At 61.9% G+C, this 18,578-nt stretch carries 12 protein-coding genes; 10 read left to right on the plus strand and 2 right to left on the minus strand.

From position 1 onward, the window contains the following. The first annotated feature begins 141 nt into the window (after positions 1-141). The 8 genes from C2846_RS00700 to C2846_RS00735 all read left to right on the plus strand — a co-directional run bounded on the left by C2846_RS00700 (position 142) and on the right by C2846_RS00735 (position 9,915). Complete coding sequence (locus tag C2846_RS00700) at positions 142-1,086, plus strand: LysR family transcriptional regulator (protein WP_119700458.1); 945 nt, start codon at positions 142-144, stop codon at positions 1,084-1,086. Between the two features lie 325 nt (positions 1,087-1,411). Continuing rightward, positions 1,412-2,872: an NAD-dependent succinate-semialdehyde dehydrogenase gene (locus C2846_RS00705; protein ID WP_119700459.1), complete on the plus strand. Its 1,461-nt coding sequence runs from the start codon at positions 1,412-1,414 to the stop codon at positions 2,870-2,872. Next, positions 2,872-4,002: an isocitrate/isopropylmalate dehydrogenase family protein gene (locus C2846_RS00710; RefSeq protein WP_119700548.1), complete on the plus strand. Its 1,131-nt coding sequence runs from the start codon at positions 2,872-2,874 to the stop codon at positions 4,000-4,002. The genes C2846_RS00705 and C2846_RS00710 overlap by 1 nt, the downstream gene beginning before the upstream one ends. Positions 4,003-4,082: 80 nt before the next feature. Continuing rightward, complete coding sequence (locus tag C2846_RS00715; RefSeq protein WP_080049654.1) at positions 4,083-5,336, plus strand: aspartate aminotransferase family protein; 1,254 nt, start codon at positions 4,083-4,085, stop codon at positions 5,334-5,336. Then, positions 5,333-6,277, plus strand: coding sequence for a D-2-hydroxyacid dehydrogenase (locus C2846_RS00720; RefSeq protein ID WP_080049655.1), 945 nt, complete (start codon positions 5,333-5,335; stop codon positions 6,275-6,277). The genes C2846_RS00715 and C2846_RS00720 overlap by 4 nt, the downstream gene beginning before the upstream one ends. 150 nt (positions 6,278-6,427) lie before the next feature. Next, positions 6,428-7,837, plus strand: coding sequence for an amidase (locus C2846_RS00725; RefSeq protein ID WP_080049656.1), 1,410 nt, complete (start codon positions 6,428-6,430; stop codon positions 7,835-7,837). Between the two features lie 13 nt (positions 7,838-7,850). Beyond that, positions 7,851-9,056 (plus strand): pyridoxal phosphate-dependent aminotransferase, encoded by a 1,206-nt coding sequence (locus C2846_RS00730; RefSeq protein ID WP_080049657.1) that lies wholly within the window; start codon positions 7,851-7,853, stop codon positions 9,054-9,056. A 262-nt stretch (positions 9,057-9,318) separates the two neighbouring features. After that, positions 9,319-9,915 carry an REP-associated tyrosine transposase gene (locus C2846_RS00735; RefSeq protein WP_080049658.1) on the plus strand — a complete coding sequence of 199 codons (597 nt, stop codon included), beginning with the start codon at positions 9,319-9,321 and terminating at the stop codon, positions 9,913-9,915. Positions 9,916-10,052: 137 nt separating this feature from the next. Here the strand turns inward: C2846_RS00735 and aceF are convergent, their stop codons facing one another. Together aceF and aceE are read right to left on the minus strand one after the other, a co-directional pair. After that, entirely contained in the window at positions 10,053-11,681 is a 1,629-nt protein-coding gene (aceF, locus tag C2846_RS00740) for a dihydrolipoyllysine-residue acetyltransferase (protein ID WP_119700460.1), read from the minus strand. Between the two features lie 11 nt (positions 11,682-11,692). Continuing rightward, positions 11,693-14,350: a pyruvate dehydrogenase (acetyl-transferring), homodimeric type gene (gene aceE, locus C2846_RS00745; protein WP_119700461.1), complete on the minus strand. Its 2,658-nt coding sequence runs from the start codon at positions 14,348-14,350 to the stop codon at positions 11,693-11,695. A 231-nt stretch (positions 14,351-14,581) separates the two neighbouring features. Between aceE and glnE the strand changes: the two genes are divergently transcribed. Next, complete coding sequence (gene glnE, locus C2846_RS00750) at positions 14,582-17,536, plus strand: bifunctional [glutamate--ammonia ligase]-adenylyl-L-tyrosine phosphorylase/[glutamate--ammonia-ligase] adenylyltransferase (RefSeq protein ID WP_119700462.1); 2,955 nt, start codon at positions 14,582-14,584, stop codon at positions 17,534-17,536. 68 nt (positions 17,537-17,604) lie between these two features. After that, entirely contained in the window at positions 17,605-18,528 is a 924-nt protein-coding gene (locus C2846_RS00755) for a branched-chain amino acid transaminase (protein WP_080051676.1), read from the plus strand. Positions 18,529-18,578 lie beyond the last annotated feature (50 nt).

Raw genomic sequence — 18,578 nt, forward strand, 5'->3', positions numbered from 1 at the left:
CTGCGGGAGTCCGATCGCGGCCCGAGATGCTCCCGCCTCCCAGGCAGGGGTCGCAGGCTAGCTATTTATCGCCGCCAGTGTAGCGATCCGCATTTATCCGATAAAATGATCTTTGTTGCGCATCTATTAGAAAATTGGATAATGAAGCTTCCACCCCTAAAAGCTCTGCCGGTCTTCGAGGCTGTTGCCCGGCTCAACAGTTTTTCCCAGGCTGCCGAGGAACTGGCGGTCAGTCAGAGTGCGGTCAGCCACCAGATCAAGCAGCTCGAGCACTACCTCGGCGAGCAGTTGTTTCTGCGCACCGGGCGCTACCTCAGTCTGACCGAGGAGGGGCGCCAGTACTATGAGGCGGTCAGCGGTGCCTTGCGGCAGATCGAGCAGGCCAGCGAACAGTTGCTGGGGCAGGAGACCATGGCGTTGCGGCTGTCGGTGTTCAGTTCCTTCGCCGTGCGCTGGCTGGTGCCACGCTTGCCGGCTCTGCACCGGGAGTTGCCACAAGTGGAATTGGCGCTGGACATGAGCGGCGGGCATCCTCGCCTGTCTGACCGGGTAGCTGACTGCTTCATCACTGTGCGTACCGATGTGCCGGCCTACAGTTACGAGTTGATCTACACCGAACAACTGTTCCCGGTCTGTAGCCAGCAATATTGGCAGACGCTGTGCCGCGAGCTGGGACTGGACCCGGCGCTGGGTGTGCACCAGCCGGAGCTGGCGCCGCAGCGCCTGGCGGCCTATCCGCTGTTGTCGACCCACAGCATCTACAACCGTGCCGGTGGTGACTGGATCCACTGGTACGCCGTTGCCGGCCAGAGCTTGCCATCTGGCGCAAGGCTGCAGCACTTCAGTCATATGCTGCTGGCGTTGGAGGCGGCGCGCTTTCACCAGGGCATTGCCTTGACCAATGACTACATGCTCAGCAACCGGGCCGATTCGGCCGATTTTGTGCGTTTGCCCTGCCATGCCCTGACTACCGGCGACCAGTTTTATTTCGCCTGGAAAACCAGCCGCCGCAATGAGCCGGGGTTGCGTCTGCTGCGTGGTTGGCTGGTGGAGCAGGCCATTGAGTCGGGATTGTTGGGACGGTAGAGGTGGGTTGGGTGATTCCCGGGAGGCGGGAGCATCCGCTCCCGCGGCGAACTGTCGTGCAGCACCTACCTGGAGCAGATGCTCCAGGCTCCCGGGAAAACCCAAAGCCCAGGAAACTCTCGGGCAGCAAATTATTACCCCATATGTCCATCGTCTCGTTGCGCCCAAACCCTCGTGCTCTGCCTTTTTCAGCACTCATGGCCCTGGGCCACAGCACTATTGTGCCGGTACCACGAAAGCCGACCGCGGTTTGCATACCGCGCCCCTGGGTCCTACCCTGACCCTGTCGGCTTGATCGACAACGGGCAAACACACGAGGAGGCTTATGTCACTCTCCCGGTTGAGTTCGCTACGTTTGTTTCGCCAGCAGTGCCATGTCGGCGGTACTTGGGTAGACGCAGAAGACGGCAGCACCATCGAGGTCGATAATCCCGCCAGCGGCGAGGTGTTCGGTCGCATTCCTTCCCTCACGGCGGCGCAGGTCGAGGCCGCGATCGATACCGCGCAATCCGCTTTCATCGACTGGCGTGCGCGTACCGCGCAGCAGCGTGCCGATATGTTGCTGCGCTGGCACGATCTGGTGCTGGCAAACCGTGAGGACATCGCCATTCTGATGACCCTGGAGCAGGGCAAGCCATTGGCCGAGGCGCAGGGCGAGGTGGATTATGCCGCGTCTTTCCTGCGCTGGTTTGCCGAGGAAGCGCGGCGGGTCTATGGCGAGACCATTCCCGGCGCCAAGCCGGGCCAGCAGATCGTTGTGCTGCGCCAGCCGGTCGGGGTCACATCGGCCATTACGCCGTGGAATTTCCCGGCTGCGATGATTACCCGCAAGGCCGGCGCTGCCCTGGCGGCGGGTTGCAGCATGATCGTCAAGCCGGCCGAGGCTACCCCCTATACGGCGCTGGCGCTGGCTGTACTGGCCGAGGAGGCCGGGTTGCCGCCTGGGGTGTTCAATGTCATCACTGGCGAGGCCAAACTGATTGGCCAGGTACTGACCGCCAGTCCGGTGGTGCGCAAGCTCAGTTTTACTGGCTCGACAGCGGTTGGCCGGCAGTTGATGGCGCAATGTGCCGAGCATATCCAGAAGGTCTCGCTGGAGCTGGGTGGCAATGCGCCGTTCATTGTGTTCGAAGATGCCGACCTGGACCGTGCCGTTGAAGGCGCCATGGCCAGCAAGTTCCGCAATACCGGCCAGACCTGCGTCTGCGCCAACCGTTTCTTGGTGCAGCGCAGCGTGCACGAGGCGTTTGTCGACAAGCTGGCGGCGGCCATGGCCAAGCTGCGGCTGGGTAACGGCTTTGAGCCGGGTGTAACCCAGGCGCCGCTGATCAACCAGGCGGCGGTGCGCAAGGTGCAGCAGCATTACCGTGATGCGCTGGACAAGGGCGCACGGCACGTCAGTGGTGCAGTACCGGATGGCGCGCAGGGCAACTTCGTCGAGCCGGTGCTGATCACCGAGGTGAACCCGGGCATGCAGTTGTGCCACGAAGAAACCTTTGGCCCGCTGGCGGCAGTGATGCCGTTCGACACCGAGCAGCAGGCCATTGAACTGGCCAATGCCACGCCCTATGGGTTGGCGGCCTATTTCTATAGCCGTGACGTTCACCGCTGCTGGCGCGTGGCCGAGGCGCTTGAGGCCGGCATTGTTGGTGTCAATGAAGGTGCGATCTCCAATCCGGCGGCGCCCTTTGGCGGCGTCAAGGCTTCGGGCCTGGGGCGTGAGGGTTCGCGTCACGGGCTGGAGGAATACACCGAACTCAAGTACCTGTGTATGGGGGCGGGCTGATGGCCGAGCTGCCGCGCAAGCGTATTGCGCTGATGCCGGGGGATGGCATCGGTGTCGAGGTCATGCAGGCCACCGAGCAGGTGCTCACTGTCCTGCAGGAACGTGAGGGGCTGGCGCTCGAGTGGCAACGTCTGGACTGGCCAAGTACCGCCTGGCACCAAATGCACGGGCGCATGATGCCGGACGATGCGCTGGATCAGGTGCGCGCCTTCGATGCGCTGCTGCTCGGCGCGCTGGGTGACCCCGGTCCGCTCAGTGACGCAGGACGTTACCGGCTGCCGGACGGGGTATCACTGGAGCCGCTGCTGCGTTTTCGCAAAGGCCTGGATCTGTGGGCCTGCGAGCGCCCGGCCCGGCTGCTGCCCGGGGCGCCACGTTACCTGGCCGATCCGCGTGCGACCGAAGTCGATATGCTGGTGATCCGTGAAAACAGCGAAGGTGAGTATGTCGGTCAGGGTGGGAGACTGCATCCGGGCACGCCGCATGAGGTGGCCACGCAGCTTGAGGTCTTTACCCGCGCCGCGACCGAACGGCTGATCCGGCATGCCTTCACACGCGCCCGCCAGCGCCTGGCCCAGCGCGGGGAGAACCGGCGTTTCCAGTGTGCCGACAAGGGTGAGGCCAGCGCGCAGGTTTGCCTGATTACCAAGCGTAATGCCCAGCCGGCCTGGGGTGAGCTGTACAGCGAAGTGTTCGCCGAGGTGGCGTTGGAGTTTCCCGAGATTGGTATCCATCACGAACTGGTCGATGCCGCCTGTATGAAATTCGTGCAATGCCCGTGGCAGTTTGATGTGGTGGTCGCCAGCAACCTGCACGGCGACATCCTCACCGATCTGGCGGCGGTGCTGTCTGGCGGCCTGGGGTTGGCGCCCTCGTGCAATATCAATCCGACCCGCCGCGATACTCCGGCTTTGTTTGAACCGACCCACGGCAGCGCTCCGGACATTGCTGGTCAGGGGCTGGCCAATCCGGCGGCGATGCTGTTGACCACGGCGATGCTGCTCGAGTGGTTGGGTTTTGTGGCCGCTGCCGAGCGCCTGCGCGTGGCCGTTGCGCGTGACCTGCTCAGTGCGTCAGGGCAGTCACGCAGTTGTGCAGCTGTTACCGCTGGGGTGATCGCCCAACTTTAGGAGCGCTCTGCGAGAGCGAACAGCAGTACTGCAAATTGAATACGCGGCCGCTGGCCGCCACACTGCAACAGGAGTCAGTCATGAGTCATCTGTCGCCGCTGCTGAAACAAGCCACCCAGGTCTGCGCCGAACGCGGTCAGGGGAGCTGGCTGTATGACGTCAACGGCAAGGCCTATCTGGATTTTACCTCGGGCATTGGTGTGACCTCGACCGGCCATTGTCATCCGACCGTGGTTGAGGCCGCCCGCGCCCAGGTCGGCAAGGTCATTCATGCTCAGTACACCACGGTAACTCACCCGCCGATGCTTGAGCTGACCGACCGCCTGGTGGAGAAAATGCCCGCTGAGATTGACGCGGTGGCGTTCAGCAATTCCGGCTCTGAGGCGGTGGAAATGGCCCTGCGTCTGGCGCGTCAGGCCACTGGCCGAGCCAACGTGATTGTTTTCAACGGCGGCTTTCATGGTCGCACCATGGCTGCTGCCTCGCTAACCACTTCGGGCACCAAGGTGCGCAGCGGCTTTCACCCAATGATGGCTGGGGTGGTGGTGGCGCCGTTTCCGCATGCCTGGCGCTATGGCTGGAGCGAGCAGGAAGCCACCGAGTTCTGCCTGCGCGAGCTGGATCATATCTTCAAGACCCAGTCGGCGCCTGATGACACCGCGGCCATGCTGATCGAGCCGGTACAGGGCGAGTACGGCTACTACCCGGCCAACACGGCCTTCATGCAGGGGCTTGCTGAGCGCTGCCGTCAGCACGGCATCTTGCTGATCTGCGATGAAATTCAGGCTGGCTATGGGCGCACCGGCAAATTCTGGAGCCACCAGCACTTCGCCGTGCAGCCGGATATCGTGATTACCGCCAAGGGGCTGGCCAGCGGGTTTCCGCTGTCGGCCATCGCTGCGTCCGAAGCGCTGATGCGCCGTGGCGCACCCGGCTCGCAGGGCGGCACTTACGGCGCTAATGCGGTGGCCTGCGCGGCGGCCCTGGCAACGCTGGAGGTGATCGAACACGAGCAGTTGGTCGATAACGCCGCTCAGCGCGGGCAGCAGTTGCTGGAACAATTGCAGGCGCTACAGCGCCAGCATCCGCTGATCGCCACCATCCGTGGCAAGGGCCTGATGCTGGGGATGGAGATAGCTGAAAGCCGCCTCCAGCCGCGTGCCGATATCGCCGCCCGGCTCACCGCCGCCTGCGAGCAGCAGGGGCTGTTGCTGCTGCGCTGTGGCATCGACGGCCAGATTGTGCGCTGGTTGCCGCCGCTGGTGGTCAGCGAGGCCGACATCAATGAGGGTGTGGCGCGCTTTGAACGCGCCTTGCAGGAGATCGCGGCATGACCGATGTACTGCTGTTAATGGCCCCTGAAGACACCGAGTTGCCTGGTCTGGATGGTTTGCCGGCAAGCGTGCGGCTGCGCTGCGTGCAGGATGAGGACGCCTTGCGCCAGGCCTTGCCCGAGGCGGAGGTGCTGGTAGTGACGGACTTTCGTTCTGGCCTGCTTGAGCGCTGCTGGCCAGCCCAAAATCGCCTGCGCTGGGTGCATGCCACCAGTGCCGGGGTCGATGCACTGATGTTCCCGGCGCTTTGGGATAGTCCTGTCACCATCACCAATGCGCGCGGGCTGTTTGATCGGGGCATTGCCGAGTATGTACTCGGCGCGGTGCTGATGTTCGCCAAGGACACTCTCGGCAATCTGCGGTTGCAGCGGCATCGTCAGTGGCAACACCGCGATACCGAATTGATCGAGCAGCGCCGGGTGCTGGTGGTCGGCGCCGGTTCGATTGGTGGTGAGGTGGCCACGCTGCTGCGCGCCGTGGGCATGCAGGTGGTCGGCCTGGCGCGCACGGCGCGCGCCGATGCGCGCTTTGATGCGGTGCATGCCAGTGCGGCGTTGCCTGAGCAGTTGGCGCTGGCCGATTTCGTGGTCATCACCGCGCCGCTGACCGACGACACCCGCGGCCTGTTCAACGACCAGGCGTTTGCCGCGATGAAGCCCGGCGCGCGGCTGATCAATGTTGGCCGTGGGTCGATTGTCGATACCGCCGCGCTGTTGCGTGCGCTGGAGCGGGGGCAGCTAAGCGGCGCCGCGCTGGATGTCTTCGAGCAGGAACCGTTGCCCGAGGATCACCCGCTGTGGCAGCAACCCAACGTGATGATCTCTGCCCATATGGCCGGTGACTTTCTCGGCTGGCGCCGGGCGTTGGGCGAGCAGTTCGTTACCAACTTCCTGCGCTGGCAGGCCGGGGAGGCACTGCATAACCGGGTGGAGCGGGGGTAAACCTTGGGGTGTTCCTGGGTGCCTCGAGCATTTGCTCGAGCTAGGTGGTGCACGGAGGTTCGCTGCGGGAGCAGATGCTCCCGCCCCCCGGGAGCGTTGCCTGGCGTTTGTTTGTCGTTATGACCTCTTGAACCAACACAGGAGAAGCCCATGTCCCACGAGATTCTCGCCCTGACCGCCGTCGAGTTGTTGCAGCACTATCGTGACAAACGCCTGTCGCCGGTTGAGGTGGCGACGGCCATGCTCGATCAGATCGAGCGAGTGGACGATCATACCAACGGCTTCTGTCTGGTCGATCGTGACACCAGCCTTGGGTTGGCGCGCGAGGCCGAGCAGCGTTACCTGCACGGTGAGGCACAGGGGCTGCTCGACGGCGTGCCGGTGGCGGTAAAGGATGTGTTTCTCACTCCCATGTGGCCGACGCTGCGAGGCTCGCGCACGGTTGATCCGGCCACGACGCTGAACAAGTCGGCACCCACCACGGCCGCGCTGGCGCGCCATGGCTATGTACCGATCGGCAAGACCACCACGCCGGAGCTGGGCTGGAAAGGGGTAACCGACAACCCCATCGACGGTGTCACCAACAACCCCTGGAACCCGGAGCGCACCGCTGGTGGTTCCAGTGGTGGCAGTGCGGTGGCGGTGGCGCTGGGGATGGCGCCGCTGGCGCTGGGTACCGATGCCGGTGGGTCGATCCGCATTCCGGCTGCGTTTTGCGGAATTGTCGGGCTCAAGCCGTCGTTCGGTGAAGTGCCGCACTGGCCGGCCAGCCCCTTTGGCACGCTGGCGCATGCCGGGCCGATGACCTGGACGGTCGAGGACTGCGCGCTGATGATGAATGTGCTGACCGAGGCCGATCATCGTGATACCCACGCCATTCCCCGGCGTGGCATCGATTATCTGGCGGAACTCAAGGGCGGGGTGCGCGGGCTGAAAATTGCCTACAGCCCGAACCTTGGTTATGTCGATGTCGATCCCGAGGTGGAGGCTGCTGTGGCTGAGGCGGTTAAGGTGTTCGAGCAACTGGGTGCCGAGGTGGTGCGCGTCGATCCCGGTTTCAGTGATCCGTTGGCCGCTTTCGGGCATCTGTTCTATGGCGGCGCGGCCAATGCCATGCGTGATCTGGGGCCGAAGAAGCGTGAGCTGATGGACCCGGCGTTGGTCAGCGTGGCCGAGCGCGCCGCCAAGCTCAGCATGCTTGACTACATGGGGGCGGTGAACGAGTCGATGGCGCTGCGCGAACGCATGGCCAACTTCCATCAGAAGTACGATCTGCTGCTGACACCGACGCTGCCGATCACCGCCTTCAAGACCGGGCGGGAAGTACCCGAGGACTGGCCGCACACCCGCTGGCCGACCTGGACCCCGTTTACTTACCCATTCAACATGACCGGCCAGCCGGGCCTGTCGGTGCCCTGCGGGTTCGACAACCAGGGCTTGCCGATTGGCCTGCAACTGGTCGGCGCACGCTTCAATGATGCCCTGGTGCTGCGCGCCGGGCATGCCTACCAGCAGGCCGCGCCGCTGACCGCGCGACGACCGCCGCTATTTCACTCCTGATCCGGAGGTGCCCATGCCGCTGAGCAACATGGATATCGAGATGTACGAATCCGAGGATCCGATCTGGAATCCGGCGCTGCGCACTATGCCGATTCCCGGGATCCGCAAGATGGTCAATCTGGCTGCCAGCCTGCCGGATGTGATTCACCTGTCGATCGGTCAGCCGGATTTGCCGGCGCCGGATACGGTGATTAATGCCGCCGTCGAGGCGTTCCAGGCCGGGCAGACCGGCTATACCATGGATGCCGGCCTGCCGGAGCTGCTCGAATCACTGGCGCTGTACTACGGTGAGCGCTACCAGCGGCCGCTGACGGCGGACAATATCCTGGTCACCACCGGCGCCACAGAAGCGGTGTACCTGGCGTTGACTTCGGTGTCTGCGCCGGGGCGGCACTTCATTGTGCCGGACCCGGCATTTATGCTCTATGCACCGTTGATCCGCATGAACGGTGGCGAGGTGACCGAAGTCCCGACCCGCGCCGAGCACAACCACCAGCTCGATCCGCAGGAAGTGCTCGATGCCATCCAGCCCAACACCTATGCGATCGTGCTCAACTCACCAAGCAACCCGACCGGCACCCTGTACCCGAAGGAAACTCTGGAGGCGATCCTGCAGGAGGCGGCCTACCGCGATATCCATGTGATCAGCGACGAGGTTTACGATCACCTGATCTACGACGGCAAGACCTATCCTTCGGTCTTGGCCAGTTGCAGCGACCTGGACAACGTCATGGTCATCAGCAGTTTTTCCAAGACCTACAGCATGGCTGGGTTGCGTATTGGCTGGCTGATCGCCAGCCAGGCGGCTATCAAGAAGTTGCGGCGCTACCATATGTTCACTACTACCGTGGCCAATACTCCGTGCCAGTGGGCCGGAGTGGCGGCGTTGCATCACGGTCGGGAGTTTATCGACGGCATGCTGGCCGAGTACACCCGCCGGCGTGACCGTATTGTCGAGCTGGTTGAGCAGACGCCATGGCTGACCGGCTACAAGCCTGAAGGTGCTTTTTACCTGTTCCCCTCGTTGCCAGATGGAGTCAACGGCACCAACGTGGCGCTGCGACTGCTTAAGGAAACTGGCGTGTGCACCATCCCCGGCGAAACCTTTGGCAATCACTGCAGCAACGCCCTGCGTCTCAGCTACTCGACCTCGCTGGACAAGATCGAACAGGCCTTTGAGCGGATTATTCCGTGGATGGAGAAGCAGGATTTTGGTTGAGGGGTGATGGAACTCTGGGCTTCCCCGGGGTTTTGGGTTTTCCTGGGAGCCTTGAGCATCTGCTCAAGGTAAGCATTGCACGATAGTCCGCTGCGGGAGCGGATGCTCCCGCCTCCCAGGAAGGGCCGCAGAGTGGTTCGCGGGCGGTCCGAGGTGCACCCGCCTACCAGGAATCCAAGTGTAGCTTTGTGCGTTTTCGCACATCATTCCATCGGATAGCCTGCTACATTTCGCGCTCAACGACATAACAAGGACGTATGTCATGGTACTTACCCCGGATCACAAGGGCTGGTATCTCGTTGGGCGCTTGCCCCATTGCGATAATCCCGCTGTAGCCCAGTTCATCACCTTCCGTCTGGCGGATGCTTTGCCTGTCAAAACACAGCGCAGTCTGGAGCAGGAACTCAGGCTCTTGCCTGAAAATACGCGGGAACAGAAACGCCGACAGCGCATTGAGTTCTGGCTGGATCAGGGCTTGGGCTGTTGTGCTCTGCAACACGCACAGGTGGCCCAGGTTATGGCGGATGGGTTGATGCGTTGGCAGAACAGCCGCTACAGGTTGCTAGCCTGGTGCATCATGCCCAATCACGTTCATGTGCTGATCGAGCCGCATTACTCCCTGTCGCGGATCGTTCAGAGCTGGAAAGGCTTTACCGGTCGCTGGGTCATGTTGAACAGCAAAACGCTGGGGTTGAGGTTGCCCTTGGGCAGGTTGTGGATGCCCGGGTACTGGGATCGTTTCATTCGTGATGAGCGGCATCATCTTGCTGTGGTGGATTACATTCACAGCAACCCGGCCAAAGCCGGGTTATGTGCAGCGCCTGAGCATTGGCCGTGGTCTAGTGCCAGTAGGAGGTAAGCCCGGGAGGCGGGAGCATCTGCTCCCGCGGCGGGCTGCCGTGCAACGCTTACCTCGAGCAGATGCTCGAGGCTCCCAGGAACGCCTACCTTGAGCAGATGCTCAAGGCTCCCAGGAGAACCCCGGGAAGCGTGCAACTACAACAACATCGACCGGATATCCGCCAGCAGTTCGCCGAGGCGTTTGGTGAACTGGGCGGCGGCGGCGCCGTTGATGGCCCGGTGGTCGTAGGACAGCGACAGCGGCAGCATCAGCCGAGGCTGGAAGGCTTTGCCGTCCCAGACCGGTTGCATGGTGGCCTTGGATACGCCAAGGATGGCCACCTCCGGGCTGTTGACGATCGGCGTGAAGTAGGTGCCGCCGATGTGGCCCAGGCTGGAGATGGTGAAGCAGGCGCCTTGCATGGCGTCGGCACCGAGCTTCTTGTTGCGCGCCTTGTCGGCCAGTTCAGCTGCCTCGGCAGCCAGTTGCAGCAGGCTCTTTTGGTCGACGTCACGAATCACCGGCACCAGCAGGCCATCCGGGGTGTCGACGGCAAAGCCGATATGCACGTACTGCTTGTGTACCAGTTGCTTGCCATTGCCGGCCAGCGAGACGTTGAAGTTCGGCTGTTCGCGTAGCAGATGGGCACAGGCCTTGAGTAGGAACGGCAGGACCGTGAGCTTGACGCCGGCTTTCTCGGCGACGGTTTTTTGCGCCTTGCGGAAGTCTTCCAGTTCGCTGATGTCGGCCTGATCGAACTGGGTCACGTGCGGTACGTTGAGCCAACTGCGGTGCAAGTTCATGGCGCCGACTTGTTGCAGACGGGTCATGTCTTTGATCTCGACCTCGCCAAACCGGCTGAAATCGACTTCCGGTACCGGCGGGATACCCATGCCGCCAGCGGCACCGGCCGGTGCGGCTTTGCGCTGTTGCATGACCTGTTTGACGAAGGCGTCGACATCTTCCTTGAGGATGCGCTCGCGCGGGCCGCTGGGCTTGACCTCAGTCAGCTCAACGCCGAGTTCGCGGGCCAGCTTGCGTACTGCCGGGCCGGCATGGACTTTCTGGCCGTCGCGGCTGGGGCCGCCAACCGGTGGCGGGCTCTGTGGCTCGCTGGGTGTGCTGGCCTTGGGCTGTGCGGCAGCTTCAGTTTCAACCGTGGCTGCGGGGCTGGCGGACTCGGCAGCCGGTGCCGGGCTGCCGGCCGCGCCTTCGGTCTTGATATGCATGATCAGGTCGCCGGTTTTGACGTCCTGCTCGAGCTTTGCCTCGATTGATTCGATTACCCCGGCCACGGGCGAGGGGATCTCCATGCTGGCCTTGTCTGACTCCAGTACCAGCAGCGACTGGTCGACTTCGACGCTGTCGCCGCTGCTGACCAGAATCTCGATGATCTTGGCTTCGGTGCTGCCGATATCCGGAATCCGGATTGCCTCGATGCTGCTGGCGGCAGGTTGTGCCTGCTTTGGCTGCTCGGCTGCAGGTTGGGCTTTCGGCGCTTCGGCGGCTGGTTTTTGCTCTTGCTTGGCGGGTGCCGCTGCCTGGTCGGTAGCGCCTTCCACTTCCAGCTCCAGCAGAGCGTCACCTTCCTTCAGGGTGTCGCCCAGTTTGAACTTGAGACTCTTGATGACTCCGGCCTTGGGACTGGGGACTTCCATGCTGGCCTTGTCGGACTCCAGTACCAGCAGAGACTGTTCCGCCTCAACCCGCTCGCCTTCCTTGACCAGAATTTCAATGACTTCGCCTTCGCCGCCGATATCGGGCAACTTGATTACTTCACTCATAATGTCGCTCCTCAGCAATCCAGCGGGTTGGTCTTGTCAGGGTCGATACCGAAGGCCTTGAGGGCATCGGTCAGTACCTTGGGTTTGATCGCACCGGACTCGGTCAGGGCGCTGAGAGCGGTATAGGCCACCCAATAGCGGTCCACTTCGAAGAAGTGACGCAGTTTGCGGCGGGTGTCGCTGCGGCCGAAGCCGTCAGTCCCCAGAACCTTGTAGGTTCCCGGCACCCATTGGCGAATCTGTTCAGCGTACAGCTTCATGTAGTCGGTGGCGGCGATTACCGGGCCGTTGCGCCCAGCCAGGTTCTGCTCGACGTAACTGGCCTGGGCTTTCTTGCCCGGGTGCAGACGGTTTTGGCGCTCAACCGCCAGGCCGTCGCGACGCAGTTCGTTGAAGCTGGTGACGCTCCAGATGTCACTGGTTACGCCAAAGTCGTCGGCCAGAATCTTGGCGGCTTCACGTACTTCGCGCAGGATTGTGCCGCTGCCCATCAATTGCACGTGCAGCTTGGCTGGCTTGCTGGCTTCTTCGAGCAGGTACATGCCGCGGATGATGCCGTCTTCCACGCCTTTGGTGGTCGGCATTGGCGGCTGCTGGTAAGCCTCATTCATCACGGTCAGGTAATAGAAGACGTTTTCCTGCTCTTCCATCATGCGCCGTGCGCCTTCGCGAATGATCACTGCCAGTTCGTAGGCGTAGGTCGGGTCATAGCTGCGGCAGTTGGGGATGGTGGCGGCGAGGATGTGGCTGTGGCCGTCCTCGTGCTGCAAACCTTCGCCGTTGAGGGTGGTGCGTCCGGCGGTGCCGCCGAGCAAAAAGCCCTTGGCGCGGCTGTCGCCGGCGGCCCAGGCCAAGTCGCCTATGCGCTGGAAGCCGAACATCGAATAGAAGATGTAGAACGGCAGCATCGGCTGGTTGTGTGTGCTGTAGGCGGTGCCGGCAGCGATCCAGCTGGACATGGCGCCGGCTTCGTTGATGCCTTCTTCGAGGATCTGGCCTTTCTTGTCCTCGCGGTAAAACATCACCTGGTCCTTGTCGACCGGTTCGTACAGCTGGCCGACCGAGGAGTAGATGCCGAGCTGACGGAACATGCCTTCCATACCGAAGGTGCGGGCTTCGTCGGGGACGATGGGTACGATGCGCGGGCCGAGTTCCTTGTCCTTGACCAGTTGCGAGAGAATCCGCACGAAGGCCATAGTGGTGGAAATTTCCCGTTCGCCGGTGCCGTCGAGAATGCTCTTGAGGGTATCGAGCGGCGGTACCGGCACCTTGAAGCTTTCCGCACGGCGCTGCGGCATATAGCCACCCAGTGCCTGACGGCGTTCGTGCAGGTACTTGTATTCGGCGCTGCCTTCTTCCGGGCGGTAGAACGGCAGTTTTTCCAGTTGGTCGTCATTGACCGGGATGTCGAAGCGATCGCGGAATTTTTTCAGGCTCTCGATATCGACTTTCTTGGTGTTGTGCGCGGTGTTCTGGCCCTGGCCGGCGCCGGTGCCGTACCCCTTGATGGTTTTGGCCAGGATGACACTGGGCTGACCTTCATGGTTGACTGCGTTGTGGTAGGCGGCATAGACCTTGTAGGGGTCATGGCCACCGCGGTTGAGCTTCCAGATTTCCTCGTCGGACAGGTCTTTGACCATCTCCTGCAGCTCGGGGCGGGTGCCGAAGAAGTGCTCGCGCACGAAGGCTCCGTCCTTGGCCTTGTAGTTCTGGTAGTCGCCGTCCACGGCTTCTTCCATACGCTGTTGCAGCAGACCATCATGGTCCTTGGCAAGCAGCGGGTCCCAGAAGCGTCCCCAGATGACCTTGATCACGTTCCAGTCAGCGCCGCGGAATACGCCTTCGAGTTCCTGGATGATCTTGCCGTTGCCGCGCACCGGGCCGTCCAGGCGCTGCAGGTTGCAGTTGATGACGAAGATCAGGTTGTCGAGTTTCTCGCGGCCAGCCAGCGAGATGGCGCCGAGGGTTTCCGGCTCGTCGGTTTCACCGTCGCCGACGAAACACCAGACCTTCTGCTTGCCCGGCTCGATGAAGCCACGGTGCTCGAGGTATTTCATGAACCGAGCCTGATAGATCGCCTGGATCGGACCCAGGCCCATGGACACGGTAGGGAATTGCCAGAAATCGGGCATCAGCCAGGGGTGTGGGTAGGACGACAGGCCCTGGCCATCTACCTCCTGGCGGAAGTTGTTGAGCTGATCTTCAGTGATCCGGCCTTCGAGGAATGCGCGGGCATAGATGCCGGGCGATGCGTGGCCCTGGAAGAACACCAGGTCGCCACCGTGTTCGTCGGTCGGGGCCTTGAAGAAGTAGTTGAAGCCGATGTCGTACAGCGTGGCGCTGGAGGCGAAGGTGGAGATATGACCGCCCAGGTCGGGGTCCTGCTGGTTGGTACGCATCACCATGGCCAGGGCATTCCAGCGCACCATGGAGCGAATCCGCCGCTCCATGAACAGGTCGCCGGGCATGCGCGCCTCGTGGGTGACCGGAATGGTGTTGCGGTACGGGGTGGTGATAGCGTAGGGCAACTGGGTGCCGCTACGGCTGGCCAGTTCACCCATGCGGGTCAGCAGGTAGTGGGCGCGGTCTTCGCCTTCTTTGGCGAGAACCGACTCCAGGGAATCGAGCCATTCCTGGGTTTCGAGCGGATCGATATCGTTGTGCTTCATTGTGTTCTCCAGACCTTGTGGGCCTCACCGGCGGTCGTTACGTGATCGTGCGGCCGTCGGCATGGGTATATGCGGTGAATGTAGTTTTACTACAAAAATGGGCCGCATTCCAGTGTATTGGTAATGTTTTTGTAGTAAAGCTACATTGTGACCGATCAGTTCTGTGTCTTCGGGCTTTTCCGAACGCCGTGCCCGTGGCAAGCTGAGTTAAGAGCACAATAAGGATAGACCATGGCGTTTTCTTCTCCTCTGCCGGTACCTGCGACATTGCAGGCGTTGACTGAACATCATCTGGATCAGTGGCGCAGCGCCCTGCAGTTGAACGAGCTGGAGTCCAGCCTGCCGGAACTGGATGATGAGTTCATGAATACGCTGGTGCAGGTGCTGGCCGTGAGCGACTTTGTGGCCGAGCAATTGCGCCGTGATCCCGCCATGGCCTGGCGGCTGCAAGAGGAGCGGCTGTTGTGGCGCAGTCTGCGCTCAGGTGAGATGGCCGAGCTGTTGGCTGTAGCGCTGGCCGGAGTCGAGTCTGAGGAGGAGCTGCTGAAAGCCTTGAGGCGCTTTCGTCAGACTCAGCAAGTGCGAATCATCTGGCGTGACCTGACCCGTCAGGCCAGTACCCAGGAAACTTGCCGCGATCTGTCGGATATGGCCGATGCCTGTATCGATCAGGCCTACCGTTGGTGCTATCAACAGGCTTGCAGCAGTTTCGGGACGCCGCTCGGGTACAGTGGCGAGCCCCAGCATATGGTGATTCTGGGCATGGGCAAGCTGGGCGCTCAGGAACTCAACCTGTCTTCCGATATCGACCTGATCTTTGCCTATCCCGAGGCCGGGGAAACCCAGGGCGGGCGTCGCAGCCTGTCCAATCAGGAATTTTTCATCCGGGTCGGGCAGCGGCTGATCAAGGCTCTGGATGCGCCGACTGTGGATGGTTTCGTGTTCCGGGTCGACATGCGTCTGCGCCCCTATGGTGACAGTGGTGCACTGGTATTCAGCTTCGATGCGCTGGAGCAGTATTACCAGAGCCAGGGGCGTGACTGGGAGCGCTACGCGATGATCAAGGCGCGGGTGGTCGGCGGTGATCAGGTGGCCGGGGCGGAGCTCCTGGCCATGCTCAAGCCGTTTGTCTATCGCCGCTATCTGGACTTCACCGCAATCGAAGCGCTGCGCAGCCTCAAGCAGATGATTCAACGTGAAGTGCAGCGCAAGGGCATGCAGGACAACGTCAAGCTGGGCAGCGGGGGGATTCGCGAGATCGAGTTCATCGGCCAGGCGTTCCAGTTGATCCATGGCGGTCGCGATCGGGCCTTGCAGCAGCGGCCGATCCTGCCGGTGCTGGACATGCTGGCAACCAACAGCTACCTACCTGATAGCGCGGTGGATGAGCTCAAGGGGGCCTATCTGTTTCTGCGCGATACCGAACATGTGCTGCAAGCTATAGATGATCGTCAGACCCAGATGCTGCCGACCGATCCGCAAGGGCAGGAGCGGGTGGCCTGGGCCATGGGCTATGAGGGCTGGGGCGAGTTTCGCCAGGCCCTGGAAAGCCAGCGCGAGCGGGTGGCCCGGCATTTTGCCAATGTGATCGCCGACCCGGATGAGGATGAAGAGGATAGCTGCCCGTCCTGTGACAATCTGGCGCCGCTTTGGGAGGGACTGCTGGAGTCGGAGCAGGCTCATGAGTTGTTGGCGGGAGCAGGCTTTAAACAGCCGGAATCAGCCTGGCAACGGTTGCAGGGCTTGTTGCAGTCGGGGCGGGTGCGGGCTATGCAGAAGCTTGGGCGCGACCGGCTGGATGTATTCATGCCGCGGCTGCTGGCCATGGCCAGTGAGCAGGATGATCCCGATCTGGCACTGGAGCGGGTGCTGCCCTTGGTTGAGGCGGTGGCCCGGCGCTCAGCCTATTTGTTGCTGCTGACCGAGAACCCTGGAGCATTGCGTGAGTTGCTGGTGCTGTGCAGCGCCAGTCCGTGGGTCGCTGAGCAGATTACCCGCTATCCGGTGGTGCTCGATGAATTGCTCAATGCCGGGCGGCTGTATCGGCCGCCAGAGCCGGATGAGTTGGTCGATGAGCTGCGCCAGCAACTGCTGCGCATTCCCGAGGATGACCTTGAACAGCAGATGGAAACCCTGCGCTATTTCAAACGGGCCCATGTGTTGCGGGTGGCGGCGTCGGAAATCGCCGGTAGTCTGCCGCTGATGAAGGTCAGTGATTACCTGACCTGGATTGCCGAGGCGATTTTGCAGCAGGTGCTGCAACTGGCCTGGCGCGAAATGAGTCTGCGCCATGGGGTGCCGCGGCGCGCCGATGGCTCGCCGTGCGAGCTGGATTTCATCATTGTTGGCTATGGCAAGGTTGGGGGGATCGAGCTGGGGCATGGTTCCGACCTGGATCTGGTGTTCATCCATGACGGTGATCCACAGTCGGAGACCAATGGCGAGCGGCCAATCGATGGCAGCAAGTTCTACACCCGGCTGGGCCAGCGCATCATTCATATCCTGACCGCGCAAACCACTTCTGGAGCATTGTATGAGGTCGATATGCGCCTGCGCCCATCGGGCAACTCCGGTTTGCTGGTGACTTCGCTTGCGGCCTTTGCCCGTTACCAGCGCGAGGAGGCCTGGACCTGGGAGCATCAGGCGCTGGTCCGGGCCCGGGTGCTGACCGGTTGCAAGCGTCTGGGCCATCGGTTTGACGAGTTGCGGGCCGAAGTACTGGGACGCCAGCGTGATGAACCTGGCCTGCGGGCCGAAGTCGGGCAGATGCGCCAGAAAATGCGGGATAACCTGGCAACCGCCGCTACTCGGGGCGGCTTTGATGTGTCGGCGTTCACGGCGGATGCGACCTTTAGTCTCAAGCATGATGCCGGAGGTATCGTCGATATCGAATTTATGGTGCAATATGCGGTTCTAGCCTGGTCGTGCCGGTACCCCGAGTTACTGCGCTATACCGATAACATCAGGATTCTCGATGGGTTGCGTGACGCCGGATTGATCCCCGGTGAGGACGTTCAGCGACTGCAGGAGGCTTACAAGGCCTACCGCGCGGCAGCCCATCGCCTGGCTTTGCAAAACCAGCCAGGCACAGTCAGCGGCGACCAGTTTCATGATTTCCGGCATGGAGTCATCAAGCTCTGGCAGCAACTGCTGCCCGACCAGCAGGCGGATAACCACTCTGCCTGAACTGGCGCGCTCAGGCAGACAACTGAAATTTGAACGCACGTAAAGATTAGTGAATGGAGCTGGCTGCTATGTCGATGGCCGATCGTGATGGTGTTATCTGGTTTGATGGTGAAATGGTGCCGTGGCGCGAGGCCAACGTGCATGTACTGACCCACTCGCTGCACTACGGCATGGGCGTGTTTGAAGGTGTACGCGCCTACAGCACTCCGGATGGCACAGCGATCTTCCGCTTGCAGGCTCATACTGACCGGCTGTTCGACTCGGCCCACATCATGGGCATGAAGATTCCGTTCACCAAGGAACAGCTCAACGAAGCCCAGCGTGCCGTGGTGCGCGAGAACAAGCTGGAAACCGCCTACATCCGCCCGCTGGTATTCTACGGATCGGAAGGCATGGGCATTCGCGCCGACAACCTCAAGGTACACGTGGCTATCGCAGCCTGGCACTGGGGCGCCTACATGGGCGAAGAAGCGCTGGAGACCGGCATCAAGATCCGCACCAGTTCCTTCACCCGCCACCACGTCAACATCACCATGACCCGGGCCAAGGCCAGCGGTGCCTACATGAACTCGATGCTGGCGTTGCAGGAAGCGGTTTCCGCCGGTGCCGACGAAGCGCTGCTGCTGGATCCGGAAGGCTATGTAGCCGAGGGCTCGGGTGAGAACGTGTTCATCGTCAAAGGTGGCGTGATCTATACCCCGGAAGTGACTGCCTGCCTGAATGGCATCACTCGTGGCACCGTACTGAGCCTGGCCAACGAGTTCGGCATTCCGGTCGTCGAGAAGCGTATCACCCGTGATGAAGTGTATATCGCTGATGAAGCCTTCTTCACTGGCACCGCTGCCGAAGTCACGCCGATTCGCGAGCTGGATGGCCGCCAGATTGGTGCCGGCCGCCGTGGCCCGGTAACCGAGAAACTGCAGAAAGCCTACTTCGATCTGGTCACCGGCAAGAGCGGAGCCCACGCCGAGTGGCGCACACTGGTCGGCTGAAACTAGCTGAAGGTCACAAGCTGAACGCTGGGGGCTGTGCTTCCAGCTTC

It is taken from the genome of Pseudomonas jilinensis, from assembly GCF_003586265.1.
In the GTDB taxonomy this organism is placed as follows: Bacteria; Pseudomonadota; Gammaproteobacteria; order Pseudomonadales; family Pseudomonadaceae; genus Halopseudomonas; species Halopseudomonas phragmitis.

Bases quoted from the DNA above. Each gene is read 5' to 3' on its own strand.
- C2846_RS00700 (WP_119700458.1), top strand. From the start codon at position 142: ATGAAGCTTCCACCCCTAAAAGCTCTGCCGGTCTTCGAGGCTGTTGCC.
- C2846_RS00705 (WP_119700459.1), top strand. From the start codon at position 1,412: ATGTCACTCTCCCGGTTGAGTTCGCTACGTTTGTTTCGCCAGCAGTGC.
- C2846_RS00710 (WP_119700548.1), top strand. From the start codon at position 2,872: ATGGCCGAGCTGCCGCGCAAGCGTATTGCGCTGATGCCGGGGGATGGC.
- C2846_RS00715 (WP_080049654.1), top strand. From the start codon at position 4,083: ATGAGTCATCTGTCGCCGCTGCTGAAACAAGCCACCCAGGTCTGCGCC.
- C2846_RS00720 (WP_080049655.1), top strand. From the start codon at position 5,333: ATGACCGATGTACTGCTGTTAATGGCCCCTGAAGACACCGAGTTGCCT.
- C2846_RS00725 (WP_080049656.1), top strand. From the start codon at position 6,428: ATGTCCCACGAGATTCTCGCCCTGACCGCCGTCGAGTTGTTGCAGCAC.
- C2846_RS00730 (WP_080049657.1), top strand. From the start codon at position 7,851: ATGCCGCTGAGCAACATGGATATCGAGATGTACGAATCCGAGGATCCG.
- C2846_RS00735 (WP_080049658.1), top strand. From the start codon at position 9,319: ATGGTACTTACCCCGGATCACAAGGGCTGGTATCTCGTTGGGCGCTTG.
- aceF (WP_119700460.1), bottom strand. From the start codon at position 11,681: ATGAGTGAAGTAATCAAGTTGCCCGATATCGGCGGCGAAGGCGAAGTC.
- aceE (WP_119700461.1), bottom strand. From the start codon at position 14,350: ATGAAGCACAACGATATCGATCCGCTCGAAACCCAGGAATGGCTCGAT.
- glnE (WP_119700462.1), top strand. From the start codon at position 14,582: ATGGCGTTTTCTTCTCCTCTGCCGGTACCTGCGACATTGCAGGCGTTG.
- C2846_RS00755 (WP_080051676.1), top strand. From the start codon at position 17,605: ATGTCGATGGCCGATCGTGATGGTGTTATCTGGTTTGATGGTGAAATG.